This is a genomic window from Cyanobium sp. N5-Cardenillas (assembly GCF_024345515.1).
Lineage (GTDB): Bacteria > Cyanobacteriota > Cyanobacteriia > PCC-6307 > Cyanobiaceae > Cyanobium.
This window is the reverse complement of record NZ_JAGQBG010000028.1, coordinates 1-18,778: the sequence shown is the minus strand read 5'-3', so window position 1 is coordinate 18,778 and position 18,778 is coordinate 1. Positions and strand designations below refer to the sequence as shown.

Here is an 18,778-nt window from a genome sequence, read left to right as displayed (position 1 = left end):
CCCTGGATTTCGACGCCCTTCCGGATCCTCAGATCGTCGAGGAGCTGGACTTTGAGCTCTACCTGGAGGCGGCCCTGTCCGACCTGCAGGCCCGCGACCCGGCCTACACCGAGATCGTCGAGTCGGATCCCGGGGTGAAGGTCCTGGAGGTGGCGGTGGCCCGGGAGACAATCCTCCGGGCCCGGGTGAACGACGCCCTCCGCGGGACCCTGGTGCGCTTCGCTGTCGGCGCGGACCTGGACAACCGGGCCAGTAACTACCAGGTCGCGAGGCTGGCAGGCGAGACCGACGAACAGCTGCGCATCCGCCTGATCGAGCGCATCAGGGGCAGCAGCGCTGCCGGCTCCGCGGCCTGGTATCGGTTCCATGCCCTGACCGCGGACCCGGACGTGGGCGAGGTGGGCATCGACTCCCCCGGCCCTGGGGTGGTGAGGGCCACGGTGCGCTCCCGCGTGGGCGACGGGGTGCCGACGCCGCAGCTGCTGGCGGTGGTCGAGGGGGCGCTGCAGGATCCGGCGGTCCGGGTTGTGACGGACTCGATCGTGGTGGCCCCGCCGGTGGTGGTGACGGTGCCGATCACGGCGACGGTCTACCTGCTGCCCGAGACCCCGATCGCCGTGTTCAACGGCCTCGCGAGCGACCTGCAGGCCGCCTTCGCGGCGGAGGCCTCCCTGGGGTGGGACGTGACCCCCAGCTGGGTGATCGGGGTGCTGCAGGCCGAAGGGGTGCAGCGTGTCGAGCTGGCATCACCCGCGGCGGTGGTGCCCTGTGACCCGACCACGCTGCCGCTGCTGGGCGAGATCACCCTCACCTTCGGAGGCCGCGACCGATGAGCGTCCATGACCTGCTGCCGCCGAACGCGACGCCGCTGGAGCGGGACCTCGCCCGGGCGTCCAACTTCCTTCCCGAGCTGGGCCCGCCAGCCGAGGCGATCCGTGCCGCCACGATCCTCAGCCAGCCGATTCCGCCATCGGTGATCGGCTGGCTGATCTACGAATACGGGCTCGACGAGATCAGCGAATACCACCCCGACCTGCTGACGGCGCTCCGGAGGGGCGTGCCGTGGCAATGGATCCGCGGCACGCCCCAGTCGATCATCGAGGCGATCTCCTGGCTGGGCATCGCGGCGCAGGTCGACGAATCTGACAGCGCCCGCCCGGTCTATCCGTTCGATCGCTGGCCCGAGTTCCAGGTCGAGCTGGATCGAGCCCGGACAACTGAGCAGCTCCGGGACGTGGTCGCCCTGGCGCGGCTGTCAGCGCCGGCGCGGAGCCCGCTGCAGCGGGTCTTCGCCTTCTACGACTTCCGCCGGTTCGTGCTCTCCGACCACGGGCTTTCCAGCGGGGCGATCCTCAGCGACCACTCCGGGGTGCGGCCGCCGGAGCTGGGCGGATTCGTGCAGGTGTCCTTCGGGCGGCCGTTCCAGCAGCGGCTGGACTTCGGGCTGACCGTGGCGGGCGCCACAAGCATGCGCCTCTGGTCCCTGGAGGTGATCCGCGGGGCCTCCCTGTGGGTGCTCAGCCAGACCGCGGTCCTGAGCGACAGCTATCACGAACCCAGCGACCCCACCGGGCACACGCGGCTCTACTCCGCCCAGGTGCTGCGGGAGGTCCTGTCTTCCACCTGGCTCGCGACGCCCTGGCCGGCCGCCTCCTGGGAGGCCGCGAGCCAGGCGGTCAGCGCTCGGGTCCGGACCCTGACCTGACGCCGTCCGGGGTCCTGAACCCCCGCCGATAGACTTCGCCCATCGCTTGAGGTCTCACCGGTGGGGGTCCTGGTCAACAGCGGGCGCGCTGCCATCGCTTCGGCAATCAGGGCATCCGCCGCCATCCACGTCGCCTGGGGCTCGGGCGACGCCTCCTGGGGCAACAACCCCCCGGCGGAGAACACCTCGGCCACTGCCCTGCTGAATGAGATCGGCCGGAGGCGGGCCACCCAGGTGGACTTCGTCACTCCCAACTCGGGAGGAGCGATCCAGCTGCCGAATGGGAACTGGTCGGTCAGCGCGCAGCCGACCGGCCATCTCTACGTGCGGGCCCTGTTCGACTTCGTCGACGCACCCACCGCGACGATCCGCGAGGCGGCGGTGTTCATCAACACCCAGGCGAATACGGGCGTGCCGGTCGGGCAGATGTACCTCGCTCCGGGGCAAATTGCCAACCCTGGGACGATGTACCTGATCGATCATCTATCGCCCCAGGTTGTTCGCTCCCCGACGACTCGGGAGCAGTTTGAGTACGTTCTGACCTTCTAATCCGGGCCATGCCGATCATCCCCATCACTCTCGCCGGCTACTTCAACCGCTTTAACGCGGCGGACCGCTACGAGGAGATGCTGTTCCGCCCGCGAGGCCTGCAATCCGCGGAGATGAATGAGCTGCAGGGCATGTTCCTGGATCGGCTGCAGCGCATCGCCGACACCATCTACAACGATGGCGCCGTGGTTTCCGGGACGGAACCGGTGATCAACAGCACCACCGGCGCGGTGGTGTGCCCGCCGTCCCTCATCTACATCGAGGGCGCGATCCGCAGCGTTCCTGAGCGGTCCTTCACGATCCCGACGACCGGGGTCGTGCAGATCGGCGTCTACCTGAACATCGAGCAGCTGACCGCGCTGGAGGTGCCGGCGCTGCGGGACCCTGCAGTCGGGACGAAGAACTTCAACGAACCCGGCGCCGCTCGCCTGCGCGTGACCCCGACCTGGGCCCATAGCGGCCAAGGGCTCCAGCCGTTTTACAGCGTCTACACCGTCAACGGCGGCGTGCTGCTGAACCAGCAGCCCCCGACCGCGAACCCCTTCCTGGACGCCCTTCGCCGCTACGACCGGGAGTCCAACGGGAACTACATCGTCAGCGGCCTGGAGGTCGTCGCCGTCAACTCGACCACCTTCAGCGTGCGCGAGGGCGTGGGGAACATCTTCGGATACAAGGTCGATCGGCCCGCTGCTGGGCGGCTCGACTACCCCGAGGATCCCGACCTGGAGGTGGTGGTCTCTGAGCCCGACACCTACGTCGACGGCACCACCCCGATCCAGCTGAACCGGACGCCGGTGCAGCAGATCCAGCAGGTGGTCGCGACCCTACAGAAGACCGTCAACATCACCCGCGGCGGCGCGGCCAACGGGACGGACGTGCTGCCCGACGTGTCGGTGGTGGCCGTCACCAGCGTCACCCAGAACGCCGGCGCGACGGTCTACTCCAGCCCTGCGAGCTGGCTGCTCAGCGGCGACGCGATCAGCTGGAGCCCTGGCGGCCCTGAGCCGGCCCCTGGATCCACCTACCAGGTCACCTACCGCTATCTGGCGACAGTCACCCCCGCCAACGTGAACCTGAACGCGGGCACCTTCACGGTCGCCGGCGCCGTCGCTGGCCAGCTGGTGCTGACCGACTACAGCTGGAAGCTCCCCCGCTTCGACCGCATCTGCATCGACCGGCAGGGCGCGCTGTCGGTGGTCAAGGGCACCGCGAACCGCTTCGGGCCCATTCCGCCCCTGGTGCCGGACGACCTGCTGGCGCTTGCGACCGTCACCCGCAACTGGATCGGGACGCCGCCGGTGGAGAACGACGGGGTCAAGGCGATGCCCTTCGCTGAGCTCCAGCAGGTCAAGCGACTGGTCCTGGACCTGTTTGAGCTGGTGGCCCTGGAGCGGCTGGAGCGGGACGTGGCCAGCCGCGAGCCGGCCAGCAAGCTCGGGGTCTTCGTTGACCCGTTCTTCGATGACGACCTCCGGGACCAGGGGATCACGCCTCAGTCCGCGGCCGTGGTGAACGGGGTCCTGCAGCTGGCGATCCGGCCGGTGATCTACCGGGCGATCGATAACAACTCGACCCTGCAAACCCTCCCCTTCACCGAGGTGCCGGTGGTGCAGCAGCTGCTCCGCACTGGCAGCGAGCGCATCAACCCCTACCAGACCTTCACCCCGGTGCCGGTCCCGGTCACCCTGAACCCTTCGATCGACCGCTTTACCGAGGTGGTCGAAACCACGGTCTGGTCCGACCCCAGCTGGGACACGTTCTGGATCCTCGGGTTCGGGGTGGTCAATAACCAGCTGGCGGTGGTGCCGCTCCAGACCCGCCTGCAGCGCCGCTTCGCCGGGACCGTGGTCAACGAAGTGGACCGCCGGCCGGTGCAGCTCCTCCGGCAGATCACGGTCGCCTTCACCATCCTCGGGCTCGATCCCGGCGAGACCATCACCTCGCTCCTGTTCGACTCGATCTCCCTGCCGGTGGGCGGCATCCCCGCGGCCAACGGCGTCGGGACCATCACCGGCAGTTTCGTGGTCCCGGCGAACGTTCCCTCGGGGACGAAGCTGGTGCAGTTCTTCGGCAGCCAGGGCAACTACGGCGCGGCCCAGTTCACCGGCGACGGCACCCTGATCGTCACCCGCCGGACCCCGGTCTTCGTGCCGGCGATCGATCCGCTGGCGCAGACCTTCCGCCTGGAGCAGGGCCGGGTCATCACGTCGGTGGACGTGTGGTTCACCGCGATCGGCAACCGGTCGAACCCGGTGAAGTTTGAGATCCGCACCACCCAGGTCGGCATTCCTGATCGAGTGATCGCCGAGGGCCGGCTGAACATGGGCCCGGTCGCGACTGGCACCTTCACCCGGATCACCCTGGACGAACCGATCTACCTGCCGGCGCAGGAGGAGTTCGCCATCGTGATCCTGACCGACGACCCGACGCATGCGCTGGCGCTCGGGGAGCTGGGGCGGTTCGACAGCGCCGCCGGCCGCTGGGTCATCGCCCAGCCCTATGAGGTCGGCACGCTGCTGGCCTCCAGCAACGCGAGCACCTGGACCCCTTTCCAGGAGAAGGACCTCACCTTCCGCCTGAACGCGGCCCAGTTCACCAGCAACACCCGGACGGTGAACCTCGGGCGGGTCCGCAAGCTGACAGCCACCAGCATCACCCGGAGCGGCGGGACGGCCACCGTGACGGCCCCAGACCATGGGTTCACCAGCGGCGCGGTGGTGGTGGTCTCGGGGGCGAATCAGAGCGCCTACAACGGCGCCCAGACCGTCACCGTGACCGGAGCGAATACCTTCACCTTCCCGGTGGCGAACAACCCGGCGACCCCGGCCACCGGGACGATCTCGCTGCTGGACGGCGACATTTCCGACCTGGTGGCCATGGCCGCCGTCGAGCGGCCGACCTCCGCCACGGACGTGGTCTTCGTGTTCACTCGCGACGACGGCCAGCAGATCCGCGGCGCCGAGAATGCGCGGATCGAGCTGACCGAGCGGCTGACCACCGGCATCACCCTGTCGGCTGAGCTGAGGGGCACCCCGACCGAGGCGCCGTTCCTGTTCCCTGGGACCCAGGTGATGCTCGGCAACCTGCAGGCGGCTGGCGTCTACACCAGCCGAGCCTTCCCCTGCCAGGCCAACCGCCGAGTGAACGTGATCTACGACGGGCAGATCCCGGGCGCATCGTCGGCCCAGGTCCAGGTCCAGAACAGCAGCGGGACCTGGGTGACGATCCCGACCAGCGCGACTTCGGCCCTGGCCGATGGGCAGACCGAGTTCAGCCACGTGCTCGCGTCCTTCACCGCGGCGGGCACCAGCACCCGGGTCCGCCTGAACCTGGCCGGCTCACCCGGCGCAAGGCCTCAGGTACGCAACCTGCGGGCCGTGGTGACCTGATCCGCGAGGGGCCCCCATGACGATCGACAACCGGACCACGAACCTGAACCTCCCGCTGCCGGCGGGACCGAACCTGCTGAGCGTGGACGTGCTCCGCCTGCGGCAGGCGCTGGAGGCGATCGACGCGGCGGTGGCAGCTCGTGCGCCGCTGGCGTCGCCAGGGCTGACCGGGAACCCCACGGCGCCGACCCAGGCGGTCGACAACGAGAGCACCCGGATCGCGACGACCGAGTTCGTCCTGGGGCAGGCCGGCACGGCGAACCCCGTGGCGAACGGTCCGGCTTCGCCGGGGGCCAGCAGGCGATTCTCCCGGCAGGACCACCGCCACCCGATCGACACCAGCAGGGCCCCGCTGGCGTCGCCGGAGTTCACCGGCGCGCCCACGGCCCCGACGCCTGCGTCGGACAGCGTCAGCACCCGGATCGCGACGACCCAGTTCGTGGCGGAAGGGTTCGTCCCGCGGGGGCGGCAGGTGTTCGCATCCGGCGGCCTGGAGGTGAACGGTGGACCCTCGGCAGACCTGAGCGGGAACATCACGGTCGGAACGACTCAGGGCACCCAGCGAGCGATCGAGGCCGGGCTCCGAGGCGGCCTGAAGAACCTGATCATCAACGGCTCGATGCTGGTCTCCCAGCGAGGTGGCAGCTTCAACATCGCGGCGAATACAGCCGCCTACACGCTGGACCGCTGGCTTTGCGCTTCGATCGGCGGAACGTCAAACGTCCAGCAAGTCATTGTGGACAGAGCCACTCGCCTTCGATTCTCCGGCGGCGCAGGGAATACTGGGATTTCAGTGAACCAGCGCATTGAATCCTGGGACGTTGCGCACCTTGCGGGACAGCAAGTAACCCTGAGCTTCGATGCGTCGAACACTCTCAGGACTAACTTGATCGTAGACCTGACCTATCCCAACACTCCCGACAACTACAACACATTCACCCCCGGCCCTCAGGCAAGTGTCACCGTCAACTCCACCCTAACGCGATACGCTGTTACTTTCTCTTTGACGGGTCAAGCCATCAACGGCCTGCAAGTTACCTTCGGTTTCGTTAATCAAACGGGAGGCAGTTTCGATCTCGCCCGTGTGCAACTGGAAGCGGGACCGCTGGCAACGCCGTTTGAGACCCTGCTGCTGCCTGTCGAGAATCTGCTGTGCAAGCGATTTTTCCACTACGTTCCGCTGAACGTGTGGGGAATCGCTCAGGGGGCCTCGCAAGTTATCGAGGTCGGCATTCCTTACCCGACCCGGATGAGGACGGTCCCGGCGATTGGAGCCCTCCAAGCCGATCCAGAAACAGGGGTTGCCGCTCTCAATAATGCGGCCCAATCCATTTCCCGTATCACCTCGGAATGGGCCGCCCCCTTCGTCCAGGCTGCTGGCCCCGGCCAGTTCTATGTCCTTGGCTACCGCTATCCCCTAGATGCTGAACTATGAGTTATCGGCTGATCAATGGCTCTACCCTCATCGAGCGCCTTTCTGACGGGGCCCTGATCCCCGCGGACCCAAGGAACCGGGCCTACCAGGAGTTCATCGCCTGGCAGCAGGCCGGCAACACCCCTCAGCCTGCTCCGGCTGCCGCGCCCGAGCCGCCCGACTACGTGGGGTTCTGGGACGCGGTGCTGCTGTCCCAGGCCTACCAGTCGCTGCTGGCCCAGGCGATGGTCGCGCTGCCGGTGAACACCGCCCTGACCGCGTTCATCGCCGCCTTCCAGGATGCGAAGGTCGGCCGTCCCAACGTGCCGGCGATCCAGGCCTGCATCGGCCTGGTGGTGGGGGCCGCCACCCTGACGGCAGCCCATCGAGAGGAGCTGGAGGGCCTGATGACCGCCAGCCGCCTCAGCCCGCCCCTGGTGCTGCCTCCGGCGCCCTGAGGGCCACCCCTGCGGGCTCGGTACCCTGACCCCACCAGGCGAGCCTCCCAGACATGACCACGGATTTCCTGCACGGCGTCGAGGTCATCGACGTTGACGACCTCCCGAGGGGGATCCGAACCCTGCGCTCCAGCGTGGTCGGCATCATCGGCACCGCGCCGAATGCCGTGGCCAACGACTGGCCGATCAACCGCCTCAAGCTGATCACCAGCCGCCGCGAGCTGGTCGGCCTGGGCACCGCCGGGACCCTGCCCTGGGCCCTGGAGATGCTCTACGACAACGCGCCGAAAGGGGCGGTGGTCGTGGTCATCCGCGTCACCGAAGGCGCCGACGCGAATGCCACCAACGCCAACATCCTCGGCGGCACCAACGGCACCACGGGCCAGTACGAAGGCCTCCAGCTGTTCCGGGCGGCCCAGTCCGAGCTCGGCTTCACCCCCCGGATCCTGATTGCGCCCGGCTTCACCCACCAGCGCTTCAGCGGCGGGATCCTGACGGCCCCCATCACCAACCAGGGCAGCGGCTACAACCCGGCCAGCCCTCCGGTGGTGACCGTCACCGGTGGCGGCGGGTCCGGCGCCCGACTGCGCGCTGTCGTGACCGGCGGCGGGGTCTCTCAGCTGGTGGTGGAGAACCCCGGCAGCGGCTACGCCACGGGCGTGACGGTGGCGATCGCGCCCCCGACCAGTGGGACGACTGCCGTTGCCGGAACCCCGACGCTCGGGGTGGTGCGCAACCGGGTGACCAGCTCGCTGGAGGGAGTCGCAACGGCCCTGCGGGCGGTGGTCATCAATGACGGCCCCAACCTCACCGACGCCCAGGCGATCCAGGTGGCCGACGACTTCGGCAGCCCCCGGATCTACAGCCACGATCCCTGGTATCTGTTCAACGGCATCGCCCGGCCGCCCAGCCCGGCGATCGCCGGGATCATCGTGCTCAGCGACCAGGAGCGGGGATTCTGGTGGAGCCCCAGCAATCGCGAGGTCCGCGGCGTCGAGGGGGTCTCCCGCCACATCGACTTCCAGCTGGGCGACAGCACCAGCCGGGCCAACCTGCTGAACGAGCTGAAGATCGCCACCACCATCAGGGAGGACGGCTTCCGCCTGTGGGGCAACCGGACCCTGTCGAGTGATCCGAAGTACCAGTTTCTTAGTGTGATCCGGACCGCCGACATGGTGGCCGAGTCGATCATGCACGCCCACCTGTGGGCCGTGGATCGCTGCATCACCGCCACCTACCTGGAGCAGGTGGTGGAGTCGGTGCGGGACTACCTGCGCAGCCTCCAGCAGCGGGGCGCGATCCTGGGCGGCGATGCCTGGGCCGATGCCGCGGACAACCCGGCCAACGACATCGTGAACGGCCAGGTGAAGATCCGGTACCACTTCACTCCCTGCTACCCCGCCGAGCGAGTGACCTTCCTCGCCTCGATCACGAACAACTTCCTGGTGAACCTGTTCGCCTGATCCCCTGCCGCTGGGGTCGGTACCCTGACCCCAGCCTGACCACCCTACCCGCGACGCCATGGCCCGCCTGCCCCGGATCCCGAAGAACCTGAACCTGTTTGTCGACGGGTTCGGGAAGGCCGGCTGGATCGACACCCTGAACTATCCGAACCTCGCCCTGGTGACGGCCGAGCATCGCGCCGGCGGCATGGACGCGGCCGTGGACTACGACATGGGGATGGAGAAGCTCGATCTCGGGTTCGTCCTGTCGGATCCCGATGAGCAGGTGTTTTCCGTCCTGGGCCGCCCTGGCATCCGCTACATCGCCCGGAGCGCCATCCAGCGCCCCGAGGAGCCGGCCGAGGCCCTGATCGTCACCATGACCGGCATGCTGAAGCAGGCCAACATGGGCGAGCAAACCCCGGGCGAGAAGCAGACCATCGACCTGATGGCCAACCTCACCTACTACAAGCTGCAGGTGAACGGCGAGGTGGTGGTCGAGATCGACATTCCGAACATGGTCCGGAACATCGGCGGGGAAGACCAGCTCGCCGCCCAGCGCGCCGCCCTGGGCCTGTAACGGTCGGGATCGCGAGCCTATGATCTGACGGCTGCCCACACCGCAGAACCATGGCCACCGCCGCCCCAGCCGCCACTCCCGAGCCCGCTGAACAGCCGGCGCCCGGGCCCATCTCGGTCAACCCCTCCACCGGGGCTGTCACGGTTCGGCTGTCCGAGCCCATCAAGATCGGCGGGGTCGACACCACCGAGATCACCCTGCGCCGTCCGTTCGGCCGTGATTTCCGGGCGACCTTCACGAAACGGAATGTCGAAGAATGCAGTATGCAGCAGCTGCTATTGCTGATGGCAGCGAAACTCGCGGGGCTCAGTGATGACGAGCTGGATCTTTTAACCCTCGCCGATACGATCCGCGTGCTGGAGGTGGTGGACTCTTTTCAGCAGGCCGCCCCCATCAAATCCTGAGATACATTGTCGAGCTTTCTCGACTGACTGGATGGGGTCGGCACGACTGCGAATCGCTGCCGATCGATGAGTTCTGGGAGGCCTATGACGCCTCGGTAGCCTTGGAGGAGCAGGCGGCTAAGCAAGTGGCGAGCCAGGTTCAGGGGGGTGGCCGTGGCCGTCGGCGATAACCGCGGGATCCTGCGCGTCGGCATCGAGATCGGCGGGAGCGTCGGCCGGTCGCTCGATGCTGCCATCCGCCAGACGCGAGCCAAGATCGGCGGCCTGGGCACCGCCCTGAATGACGTGGCTGGCAGTGGCCGGCGAGGCCTGCGGGACACTCTGGGGGCGCCGCTGTGGCAGGGCGCCGCGGCCGGAGCTGGCGTCTTGACCCTGGGCCTGGCAGCGAGCACCCGCCAGGCCATCGACTTTGAGTCTTCGCTGGCCGACGTGCGGAAGGTCGTCGCCGGAATGGACGACCCGAAGCAGTTCGCCGCGATGCGCCAGAACATCCTGGCAATGTCCCGGGAGATCCCGATAACCGCCTCGGGGCTGGCGTCCATGTTCGCCGCGGCCGGGCAGGCGGGGATCGCGAATAAGGACCTGGACCGCTTCGTGCGGAGCGCCGCCCGCATGGGGATCGCGTTCGACATGACAGCGGATCAGGCGGGCGAGGCAATGGCCAAGCTCCGGACCGGCATGGGCCTGACCCAGGACCAGGTGGAGAACCTGGGCGACGCGGTCAACCACCTGTCCAACAGCTCGGCCAGCCGAGCGAATGAGATCGTCGACTTCCTGCAGCGGGTGGGTTCCGAGCGCCGGCGCATCGCGATGACCGGGGAGCAGATCGCCTCCCTGGGCTCGGCCATGATCGCGACCGGCGCCGCCCCCGAGGTGGCTGCGACCAGCTTCCGGAACATGGTCCGGGCCCTGACCATGGGCGAGGCCGCCACGAAACGGCAGTCGAAAGCGTTCCAGGCGCTCGGGCTGGACAGCCGCGAGGTGGCCAAGCGGATGCAGCAGGACGGCGCCGGCACGGTGCTGGACGTGTTCCGGCGGATCCAGAACCTGCCAGCCGAGAAGCGCAACAGCCTTTCCAGCATGCTGTTCGGCGACGAAGCTCGGGCCTTGACTCCGCTGCTGGCGAACTACGAAGCGGTCGAGAAGGCATTCAAGGCGGTCGGGGATCAGAGCCTTTACGCGGGCTCGATGCTGCGGGAGTACGAGGTCAGGTCGAAGACCAGCGCGAATGAGCTGCAGCTGCTCCAGAACAACCTGCAGGCCCTGGCCATCACGGTCGGGAGCGCAGTCCTGCCCTCCCTGAACCGGCTCGCGAAGATCGCCGCTCCGCTGCTGGCGAACGTGGCGAAGTGGGCGGAGGAGAACCCCAAGCTCACGACCGGGATCGTGGCCCTGGGCGCCGCGTTCATCGCCTTCGTGGCCGTCGCGCCGGCGGTGGCTTCGGCCCTGGGGCTGATCAGCGGGGCGGGCAAGGTGCTGGCCGGACTGAAGCTGGGCGCCACCCTCGCGGGCTGGCTCCCGGCGATCCTCGGGACCGGGAAGGCCCTGCTGGTGCTGGCGACGGGCCCAGTGGGGCTGACGGTGGCGGCGGTGCTGGCGCTGGGGGCGGTGCTGCTGTGGGCCTGGGGCCGATTCGACTGGCTGCGCCAGGGCGCCCTGACCGCCCTGGACGGGATCAGCGACGGCTGGAAGGCCGGCTGGGACCTGCTGAAGGGCATCGCCATGGGCGACAGCCAGCTGATCGGCGACGCCTTCGGCCGGCTAATGGGAGCGCTCGGGCAGGCCGCTGGCGCCGGCTTCAACCTGATCCGCCGCGGGGCCACCGACCTGATCGGCTGGCTGCTGCAGCAGCTGGCCCAGCTGCCCGGGCGGATCCTCAAGTCGGCCATGGCGGTGGGGGAGGCCTACAGCCGTGGCGTTCAGAGCGGCGCGACCCGGCTGTGGAATTGGGTGAGCGGCGCCGGCGACGGCCCGGCGAACAACATCAGGCCGATCCCCAGGGCGAGGGGCGGCCGGGTGCGCCCGGGCCAGGCCTACCTGGTCGGCGAGCGCCGGCCGGAGGTGGTCGAGTTCGGCGGCTCCGGTTACGTGCACCCCAGCGTCGGGGCCTACGCGGGCCAGGGAGGCGGCCCTGCCGTCCAGCTGACCGTCCAGCCTGGGGCGGTGGTGATCCACGCCGCAGGGGCCGATTCTGACCAGCTGCAGCGGGCGATCCAGGACGCCTTCACCCAGCTCCGCTACGAGCTGGAATCCTCCTACCGATCCATGCTGAGCGACTGATGGCGGCCCCCCTCCTACAGCTGGGCGAGTTCCAGTTCACCGTCCCGGACGGCGTCCACGAAGCGCTCGACCGGAACATCTCCTGGAGCTGGCCGGAACAGGGCCGCCTGATGCGCAAGCCCGCGACTCAGTTCACCGGGCCGAACCTGGACTCGATCACCCTGTCCGGGGTGATCTACCCCGGCAACACCGGCCGCCAGTCGACGATCGACGACCTCCGGCGGATGGGTGACGAAGGCAAGCCCCTGATGCTGACCGATGGCCTCGGCCGGGTCTACGGACAGTTCACCATGACCTCGATCCGCGAGGGCCGGCGGCTGTTCGCGCAGGGCGGAGCGGCGCGGCGGATCGACTTCACGATCGAGCTACTGGAGTACGGGCCCGACGACCCGGGCAACCGAGCCAGCCCCCTCGCCGCGAGCGGCCTGAACGGGTTCGCCAGCGCCGCCACCGGAGCGGTCAAGTCCGTGGTCCCGCTGACCAGTGCCGCGAGCGCCTTCGGAGCGACGGCCAACATCGCCGGGGTGTTCCAGAGCCCGGCGATCGCGAGCGCTGCCAGCCTGGCCGGCTTCAGCAGCAGCAGCATCGGCGCGGTCGCGACCCAGGTGGCCCAGCCGAACCGCGGCCTGATCGGCCAGGTGCTGGAGGCCACCGGACTGAGCGCGCTGAACCCGAATCAGGAGGGCGGCTGGCTCGCGGCTGGACTGAACGCGGCTCGCATGGTGCAGCAGGTGAGCTCCGGCCGCGGCCCCGAGGTGCTGGGCATCGCCCTGGAGGGCCTGCAGGGCCTCGGCGTGCAGCTGGGCGGCCAGCTGATCCAGGAGATCGCGGGACCGGCCTCGCCGGCGATGCGCGAGATGGTGGACGCGGCCGCCAGCCTGGCCCCGATCCTGAACGTGGACCCGTTCATCACTGAGCAGGTCCGGAACGCCCTGCTCCCCGACTGACCCATGGCCGCGATCTACACCACCAGCCAGCTCGACATGCTCGACCGGATCTGCTGGGAGTTCTACGGCAGCAGCCAGGGCACGGTGGAGGCCGTGCTGGAGGTGAACCGCAACCTGGCGACCCTGCTGCCGATCCTGCCGCCTGGCGTCGAGATCCTGCTGCCTGACCTGCCGCGGCCGTCCGAAGGGACGACCCTGCTCCGATTCTGGGAGCCGCTGTGAGGCCCGCGTTCCGCCTGTCGATCAACGGCCTGGACGCCACCACCCAGGTGAGGGATCGCCTGGTCAGCATCACGGTGGTCGACGAAGCGGGCCAGCAGAGCGACACCTGCGAGGTGGCGATCGACGATCGCGACGCCAGCATCCCCGTCCCGCCCGAGGGCGCGGCGGTGGTGGTGGAGCTCGGCTACGAAGGGGCGCCCCTGGTCAGCGTCGGGTCCTTCGTGATCGATGAGGTCGAGTTCGGCAACGGCCCTCGGTCCATGGTCATCAAGGCCTCCAGCACCAGCAGCGCCGAAGCGAGCGCGGGAGGCATGGCTGCGATCGCCTGGGAGGGGGCTGCCGCGGTCCGGGGGCTACTGGGCTACATCTACCAGCGCGAGGGCGGCTACGAGAGCTTTAACCGGGGCACCGCCGGCGACTCGGCCGGCCCCTTCCCCGGCAGGCTGACGGAGCAGACGATCGGCCAGGTCATCGCCCTGCAGCGCTCGGGGCGTGTGTTCGCAGTGGGGGCGGCCCAGTTCGTGCCGGGCACCCTGGAGCAGGCGATGCGCGACGCGGGGCTGAAGACCGGCGATCGATTCTCCGCCGCGAACCAAGACCGCATGGCGACGGCCCTGCTGCTCGGGAGCAAGCGGCCAGCCCTGCGCGACTACTTGACCGGGCGCAGCAGCAACATCACCGCGGCGCACCAGGCCCTGTGCCAGGAGTGGGCCGGAGTGGTCTGCCCCTCGGGGGTGGGCTTCTATGACGGCCGCAACGGCAACCGGGCCCGCGGGACCGTCGACGAAGTGCAGGATCGCCTCCGGCAGGCCCGAGCGAACCTGGCCAACCAGCGGCAGGCCCGGGAGGAGGCGGCCCAGGCCCAGCCCCCGGGATCGCCGGCGATCTCCCCAGGCCAGCGAACCCTGCTGAAGCAGCGCCGGACCCAGTCCTGGCACGACACCACCCTCGGGCGGATCGTGACCACGGTGGCGGCGCGCCACAAGCTGACGCCGGTGATCAGGTCGGCGGCGGCCGAGGAACGGATCCGCCATGAAGACCAGACGAACGAAAGCGACCAGGCCTTCCTGACCCGGCTCGCGACCCGGTTCGGGGTGGTCATCAAACCGAAGGACGGCCAGCTGGTGCTGGCGGATCGAGACCGCGGGACCTTCGCCGCCAGCACCGCCGCCACCCTGCGGAACGATGGCCAGACCCAGTGGCGAGCGCGGCTGAAGGATCGAGCCCAATACTCCGCCGTGAAGGCGCGATGGATCGACCGCAAGACAAGCACCGAGCGAGTGGTCGAGCACCGCCAGGGGCAGGGGTTCCCGACCCTGGAGCTGCCCAAGACCTACCGCAGCGAGAAAGAGGCGGAGCGGGCGGCCGAGAGCAAGGCAGCGGCCCTGGCCGCTGCATCGGTGGAGGTGAGCATCCAGCGGCCGGGGATGCCGCAGCTGGCCGCCGAGGGCACCATCACCCTGCAGGGGTTCCGGCGCGAGATCGACGGGGTGCCCTGGGTGATCAACCGGGTCCAGCACCGGCTGGACCGGAGCGGGTTCCAGACCTCGATCGAGTGCGGCACGCCTCGGGAAAACCGCGGTCCTGGTGGCGCGAGCGGCGGCGGCGGCGGTCCGTCCGGGCTGTTCCCTGGCGGGCCCACCGCGAGCGGGACCTACGTGCAGGGCAACATCGGGCCGACCAGCAGCGGCGACCACTTCGACATCAAGCGGGCCGATGGGGCGTTCTTCGATCGCGGCTCCCTGGACAGGTTCGTGACCGTGGAGGGCCAGCCCCTGAGCAGTGGGGTCACGGTCCCGGGCGGCCGGTTCGGCGCGAGGCGCGGCTACGGCAGCCATCGCGGCTGGGACTTCGCTTTCCGTCGCGGCGCAAGACTGCGCCTTCAGAATGGCGCGCAATGGGTCGGGAACACTCCCGGCACTGCCAAGGGTGATCGAGCGTCTTTCCGGACACCCGATGGAACCGTCTACGTCATCCTTCACGGGAGATTTCAACCATGAACCAGTCGAATCAGGTCCAGAACGCGAGGCCTGATGGGCTGAGGTTTCAGATCGGCGGCGGGCCGAACGGTCCGGCGTTCATTCCGAAGATCGACGTGCAGATCGGCTTCGACTCGGTGCTGCTCATCGGAGCGATGGGATGGGCCCTATGGAGCCAGGCCCTCCGGCCGACGCTGCAGGATCGGCTCAGCACCACCTGGGCGCCGGTGGAGGAGGAGCGGAAGCTGACCGGCCTGCTGGCTCAGATGGCCATTCTCGCGAGGGCAGACCGTGCGATCCTTGTCGCGTTCCACAACGGCACCGTCGACCATGACGGATACCACCTGCAGCGAATGACGACCATTAACCAGTTCGTCAGCGAAGGATCTAAGCCGATGCCGAAACCTATCAAGGATGTTCCTATCGGCCGGATCATGATTGAGCTGGAAGCTATGCTCGCGTCCGGAACCTGGTCGACTATCCAAAAGCGGAGAGGAATGCCGGCGCTGTGCATTAAACACCTAGAAGATAACGGCATGTATTTTATGGCGAATCATCTGGTGACAATCGGGAATCTCCCGGTGGGGATTGTGTCGCTGCAATACACCACGAAGCGGCGATCGTATTTCGACTGCCAGAAGAATGGCCCTCACATGCTGATGCTGTCGGGGCTATTCGATCAGATCCGCGAGACAATGAAGCGGCGCGTCATCAAGCCGCCGCCGATGGCCCGCCTGCGACTAGCGATGGCCCGGATTCTGGAGATCGGGACGACATTCCGCCGGCGCTGATCCGCTCGGGCTCGGTATCCTGCCCCGCAGGTACCCCTCCCACCATGGCTCCCCACGACTATCTGACCATCGCCGCGATCGTGTACGCGGCCGCCAGCGAGATCATCGGTATGTCGCCGCTGAAGGACCACTCGGTCATCCAGCTGGTGCTCCGGATCCTCGGCATGCTGCTGGCCCAGTTCAAGCCGAAGGCGAACGCCCCCAAGTGATCGCGTCCCAGGTGGATGACGCCATCGCCGCCTGGGACGCCGCTCAGCCTCCGGAGCCCGGGCCGGTGGTGACGCATGAACCGATCGACCCCGCGGTCCAAACCGGCGCCTCCCGAGCCCTGGGAGGCGCCATGTCCATTCGCGCCCCCTGGAGGCAACCGTGACGAACGAAGTGCAGGCCCTGCGCCCGCTGCTGGACTTGATCTATTCCGGCGAGGGCGGCCCCGACTCCTACAACCGAGGCCGGGCTGGCGATTCCCCGGGCCCCTGGCCTGGCGGCCTGCAGCGCCTGACGATCGGCGAGGTGGAGCAGCTGCAGGCCCGCGGCGAGGTGTTCGCTGTCGGCCAGCTGCAGGTCACCCCCGGGACCATGCCGCTCGCGATCAGGGCCGCCGGCCTGACCAGGACCGATCGGTTCGACCGGGTGAACCAGGACCGTATGGCGGTCGGGCTGATCCTCCGCGGCATCCGCCGGCGGCTGTCCGACTACCTCACCGGAGCCCACGACAACCTCGACGCGGCCCAGAACGACCTGGCTCTGGAATGGGCCAGCATCCCCCGCGCTGACGGCCGCGGGGCCTATGACGGCATCAACGGGAACAAGGCCAACCCAGCCAAGGTGGAGGCCACCCGCGAGGCCCTGCGTCGCTCCCGCGCCGCCCTGATGGCGCTGGCCCGGCCGGTCGTAGCGGCCGACGTGACCACGGCCCCCAGGCCCCTGGCCAGGCCGATCACCACTCGGGTGGTGATGCCGGCGAAGCGACCGCAGGACTACGGCTTCAAGGATGGGGATTTCCACCTGGTCGTGAACGACCTGGTGGAGACCTGCAAGGCCTACAACTTCCGCGGCACCCTGCTGTGGGAGCTGCCGGCGCTCGCCCGCGGGCAAGGCCGCGACAACCAGTGGAACGAACGGCACACCGACACCCCGCCCGGGCTCTATCGGGTGGGGCAGGTCTACCGGGATTGGGAGCGCAACCCGAACCCGCCCTATTCCCGCGACGCCATCGGCTACGGCTGGTTCAGCCTCGACCTTGTCGAGCTGGAGGACCAGGAACGGAAGCACGGCAGGGCCGGCATCATGATCCACGGCGGCGGATCCGGAGCGGGCTGGCCTGGGGCCTGGGCGCCACGGCAGCCGCTGCTCCCGACCCTCGGCTGCGTCCGGATGCACAACATCGACCTCCGGGACAAGGTGATGCCGCTGGTCGACGCTCCGGGGGCGGTGTTCGTTTCGGTCTATCAGGAACGGTGACGGCGGAGCGCCGCTGCCAGGATCCGAGCCAAGGCACCGACCGCGACCGCGGCCCGCACCCCTGGGGCGCTCACGACCCAGCAGCAGGAGCCGCGGGCATCGGTGCCCACGCTGACCCTGACCTGAGGTTCATCCATGGCTGTCGCTGAGGGGTGGGGGGGGGAGGAAGACCTGCCGCCGGGCCTGGGAGGGCTCAGTCTGGAGCGCCAGCTGACGGTGGAGCTGGACCGGCGAATCGCCCGGCGGCTGGACCGGTCAACAGCCGTCCGGGGCCTGGAGCTGGCGATCCTGCAGCTGGCGAAGTGCCAGTCAATGATCGAGAGCGCTCGGCTGGAGGTGCGGATGCTGCGCCAGGCCCTGCAGCAGTCCCGCTCCCCGGCGCCGGCCGACCCACAGGCTGGTCGCGAGCGAGCCGCGTCCCTGGCTCGGGCCCTGCGGGCTGGATTCGGCCTGCCCGAGGAGCCTGATCAGCATGGATCCGAAGCTGGGCCTCCGCGGCCCTGATCTCCCGGCGAACCGCCGCCTGGCTCATGCCGTGCTCGGCCGCCAGTCGGGCCACCGACTGCGGTGGGCTTTCCAGCCCCTTGGCCTGAGCCAGGATCCGCCGGGCCCTCGGGGGCAGCTGCTCCAGCAGGGCCGCGACCTGGAGCCGGGCATCGCTGAGCGGATCGTCTGAGCCGCTGCTGCGGCTGTCGGCCAGGGCAGCGAGCATGGTGGACCCGTCGCTGGTGGCGGCATCGAGCGAGGCGCACCTGGACCGCAGGGGGCGCAGCTCGCGCAGGTGGTGCGGGGTGATCCCGAGCACCGCGGCCAGCTCCTCCTCGGTCGGCTCGCGACCATGGGCGGCCCGGAGGCGCTGCTCCAGGCTGCCGATTCTCCCGAGCCGTTCGGCATCGGCGCCGCACATCGAGACCGGATGGCCGGTGCGCTCGATCGCCCGGCCGACCGCCTGGCGGATCCACCAGTAGGCGAAGGTGCTGAAGCGGTACCCCTTCGCCGGGTCGAACCGCTCGACCGCTCGGGCCAGGCCGACGTTCCCTTCCTGGATCAGGTCCAGCAGCTCCAGCGACGAAGCCCCGGCGCCCATCCGGGTGACGAACCGAACGACCAGCCGCAGGTTCGCCGTCATGAACCGCTCGCGGGCTCGCATGCCG

General features: G+C 68.9%; 17 protein-coding genes. 16 read left to right on the top strand and 1 reads right to left on the bottom strand.

Annotated features, from left to right (window positions below):
* The 16 genes from KBZ04_RS04000 to KBZ04_RS03925 form a co-directional block, all read left to right on the top strand.
* Positions 1–833: baseplate J/gp47 family protein (locus tag KBZ04_RS04000; protein WP_315860047.1), on the top strand; the 833-nt coding region annotated here is incomplete at its 5' end.
* Positions 830–1,705: a phage tail protein gene (locus tag KBZ04_RS03995; RefSeq protein WP_254990617.1), complete on the top strand. Its 876-nt coding sequence runs from the start codon at positions 830–832 to the stop codon at positions 1,703–1,705. The genes KBZ04_RS04000 and KBZ04_RS03995, both read left to right, overlap by 4 nt.
* Before the next feature lie 60 nt (positions 1,706–1,765).
* The gene (locus KBZ04_RS03990) at positions 1,766–2,254 is read left to right on the top strand and encodes a hypothetical protein (RefSeq protein WP_254990615.1); all 489 of its coding nucleotides are present in this window, start codon (positions 1,766–1,768) and stop codon (positions 2,252–2,254) included.
* Between the two features lie 8 nt (positions 2,255–2,262).
* Entirely contained in the window at positions 2,263–5,643 is a 3,381-nt protein-coding gene (locus KBZ04_RS03985) for a DUF4815 domain-containing protein (RefSeq protein ID WP_254990613.1), read from the top strand.
* A gap of 16 nt (positions 5,644–5,659) precedes the next feature.
* Positions 5,660–7,078 carry a hypothetical protein gene (locus KBZ04_RS03980; RefSeq protein WP_254990611.1) on the top strand — a complete coding sequence of 473 codons (1,419 nt, stop codon included), beginning with the start codon at positions 5,660–5,662 and terminating at the stop codon, positions 7,076–7,078.
* Positions 7,075–7,515, top strand: a complete 441-nt coding sequence (locus tag KBZ04_RS03975) for a hypothetical protein (RefSeq protein WP_254990610.1) — start codon at positions 7,075–7,077, stop codon at positions 7,513–7,515. Before KBZ04_RS03980 ends, KBZ04_RS03975 begins: the two co-directional genes overlap by 4 nt.
* A gap of 53 nt (positions 7,516–7,568) precedes the next feature.
* On the top strand, positions 7,569–8,978 hold the full coding sequence (locus tag KBZ04_RS03970) for a phage tail sheath C-terminal domain-containing protein (protein ID WP_254990609.1): 1,410 nt from the start codon (positions 7,569–7,571) through the stop codon (positions 8,976–8,978).
* Positions 8,979–9,036: 58 nt separating this feature from the next.
* Positions 9,037–9,537: a phage major tail tube protein gene (locus KBZ04_RS03965; RefSeq protein ID WP_254990608.1), complete on the top strand. Its 501-nt coding sequence runs from the start codon at positions 9,037–9,039 to the stop codon at positions 9,535–9,537.
* 50 nt (positions 9,538–9,587) lie between these two features.
* Positions 9,588–9,941: a phage tail assembly protein gene (locus tag KBZ04_RS03960; protein WP_254990607.1), complete on the top strand. Its 354-nt coding sequence runs from the start codon at positions 9,588–9,590 to the stop codon at positions 9,939–9,941.
* Between the two features lie 153 nt (positions 9,942–10,094).
* Positions 10,095–12,221: a phage tail tape measure protein gene (locus KBZ04_RS03955; protein ID WP_254990606.1), complete on the top strand. Its 2,127-nt coding sequence runs from the start codon at positions 10,095–10,097 to the stop codon at positions 12,219–12,221.
* Positions 12,221–13,168, top strand: coding sequence for a phage tail protein (locus tag KBZ04_RS03950; RefSeq protein ID WP_254990605.1), 948 nt, complete (start codon positions 12,221–12,223; stop codon positions 13,166–13,168). The genes KBZ04_RS03955 and KBZ04_RS03950 overlap by 1 nt, the downstream gene beginning before the upstream one ends.
* Positions 13,169–13,171: 3 nt before the next feature.
* The gene (locus KBZ04_RS03945; protein WP_254990604.1) at positions 13,172–13,390 is read left to right on the top strand and encodes a tail protein X; all 219 of its coding nucleotides are present in this window, start codon (positions 13,172–13,174) and stop codon (positions 13,388–13,390) included.
* On the top strand, positions 13,387–15,390 hold the full coding sequence (locus tag KBZ04_RS03940; RefSeq protein ID WP_254990603.1) for a contractile injection system protein, VgrG/Pvc8 family: 2,004 nt from the start codon (positions 13,387–13,389) through the stop codon (positions 15,388–15,390). Before KBZ04_RS03945 ends, KBZ04_RS03940 begins: the two co-directional genes overlap by 4 nt.
* Positions 15,387–16,160 carry a hypothetical protein gene (locus KBZ04_RS03935; RefSeq protein WP_254990602.1) on the top strand — a complete coding sequence of 258 codons (774 nt, stop codon included), beginning with the start codon at positions 15,387–15,389 and terminating at the stop codon, positions 16,158–16,160. Before KBZ04_RS03940 ends, KBZ04_RS03935 begins: the two co-directional genes overlap by 4 nt.
* Before the next feature lie 44 nt (positions 16,161–16,204).
* Positions 16,205–16,369: a hypothetical protein gene (locus tag KBZ04_RS03930; RefSeq protein ID WP_254990601.1), complete on the top strand. Its 165-nt coding sequence runs from the start codon at positions 16,205–16,207 to the stop codon at positions 16,367–16,369.
* A gap of 160 nt (positions 16,370–16,529) precedes the next feature.
* Complete coding sequence (locus tag KBZ04_RS03925; protein WP_254990599.1) at positions 16,530–17,624, top strand: L,D-transpeptidase family protein; 1,095 nt, start codon at positions 16,530–16,532, stop codon at positions 17,622–17,624.
* A 193-nt stretch (positions 17,625–17,817) separates the two neighbouring features.
* Here the strand turns inward: KBZ04_RS03925 and KBZ04_RS03920 are convergent.
* Positions 17,818–18,778 (bottom strand): sigma-70 family RNA polymerase sigma factor (locus tag KBZ04_RS03920; RefSeq protein ID WP_254990597.1); only part of this gene is annotated, 961 nt, incomplete at its 5' end.

Excerpts from the sequence above, each read along its gene's own strand:
- KBZ04_RS03960 (WP_254990607.1), top strand. The coding sequence starts at position 9,588 with ATGGCCACCGCCGCCCCAGCCGCCACTCCCGAGCCCGCTGAACAGCCG.
- KBZ04_RS03995 (WP_254990617.1), top strand. The coding sequence starts at position 830 with ATGAGCGTCCATGACCTGCTGCCGCCGAACGCGACGCCGCTGGAGCGG.
- KBZ04_RS03950 (WP_254990605.1), top strand. The coding sequence starts at position 12,221 with ATGGCGGCCCCCCTCCTACAGCTGGGCGAGTTCCAGTTCACCGTCCCG.
- KBZ04_RS03985 (WP_254990613.1), top strand. The coding sequence starts at position 2,263 with ATGCCGATCATCCCCATCACTCTCGCCGGCTACTTCAACCGCTTTAAC.
- KBZ04_RS03975 (WP_254990610.1), top strand. The coding sequence starts at position 7,075 with ATGAGTTATCGGCTGATCAATGGCTCTACCCTCATCGAGCGCCTTTCT.
- KBZ04_RS03970 (WP_254990609.1), top strand. The coding sequence starts at position 7,569 with ATGACCACGGATTTCCTGCACGGCGTCGAGGTCATCGACGTTGACGAC.
- KBZ04_RS03945 (WP_254990604.1), top strand. The coding sequence starts at position 13,172 with ATGGCCGCGATCTACACCACCAGCCAGCTCGACATGCTCGACCGGATC.
- KBZ04_RS03980 (WP_254990611.1), top strand. The coding sequence starts at position 5,660 with ATGACGATCGACAACCGGACCACGAACCTGAACCTCCCGCTGCCGGCG.
- KBZ04_RS03935 (WP_254990602.1), top strand. The coding sequence starts at position 15,387 with ATGAACCAGTCGAATCAGGTCCAGAACGCGAGGCCTGATGGGCTGAGG.
- KBZ04_RS03965 (WP_254990608.1), top strand. The coding sequence starts at position 9,037 with ATGGCCCGCCTGCCCCGGATCCCGAAGAACCTGAACCTGTTTGTCGAC.
- KBZ04_RS03930 (WP_254990601.1), top strand. The coding sequence starts at position 16,205 with ATGGCTCCCCACGACTATCTGACCATCGCCGCGATCGTGTACGCGGCC.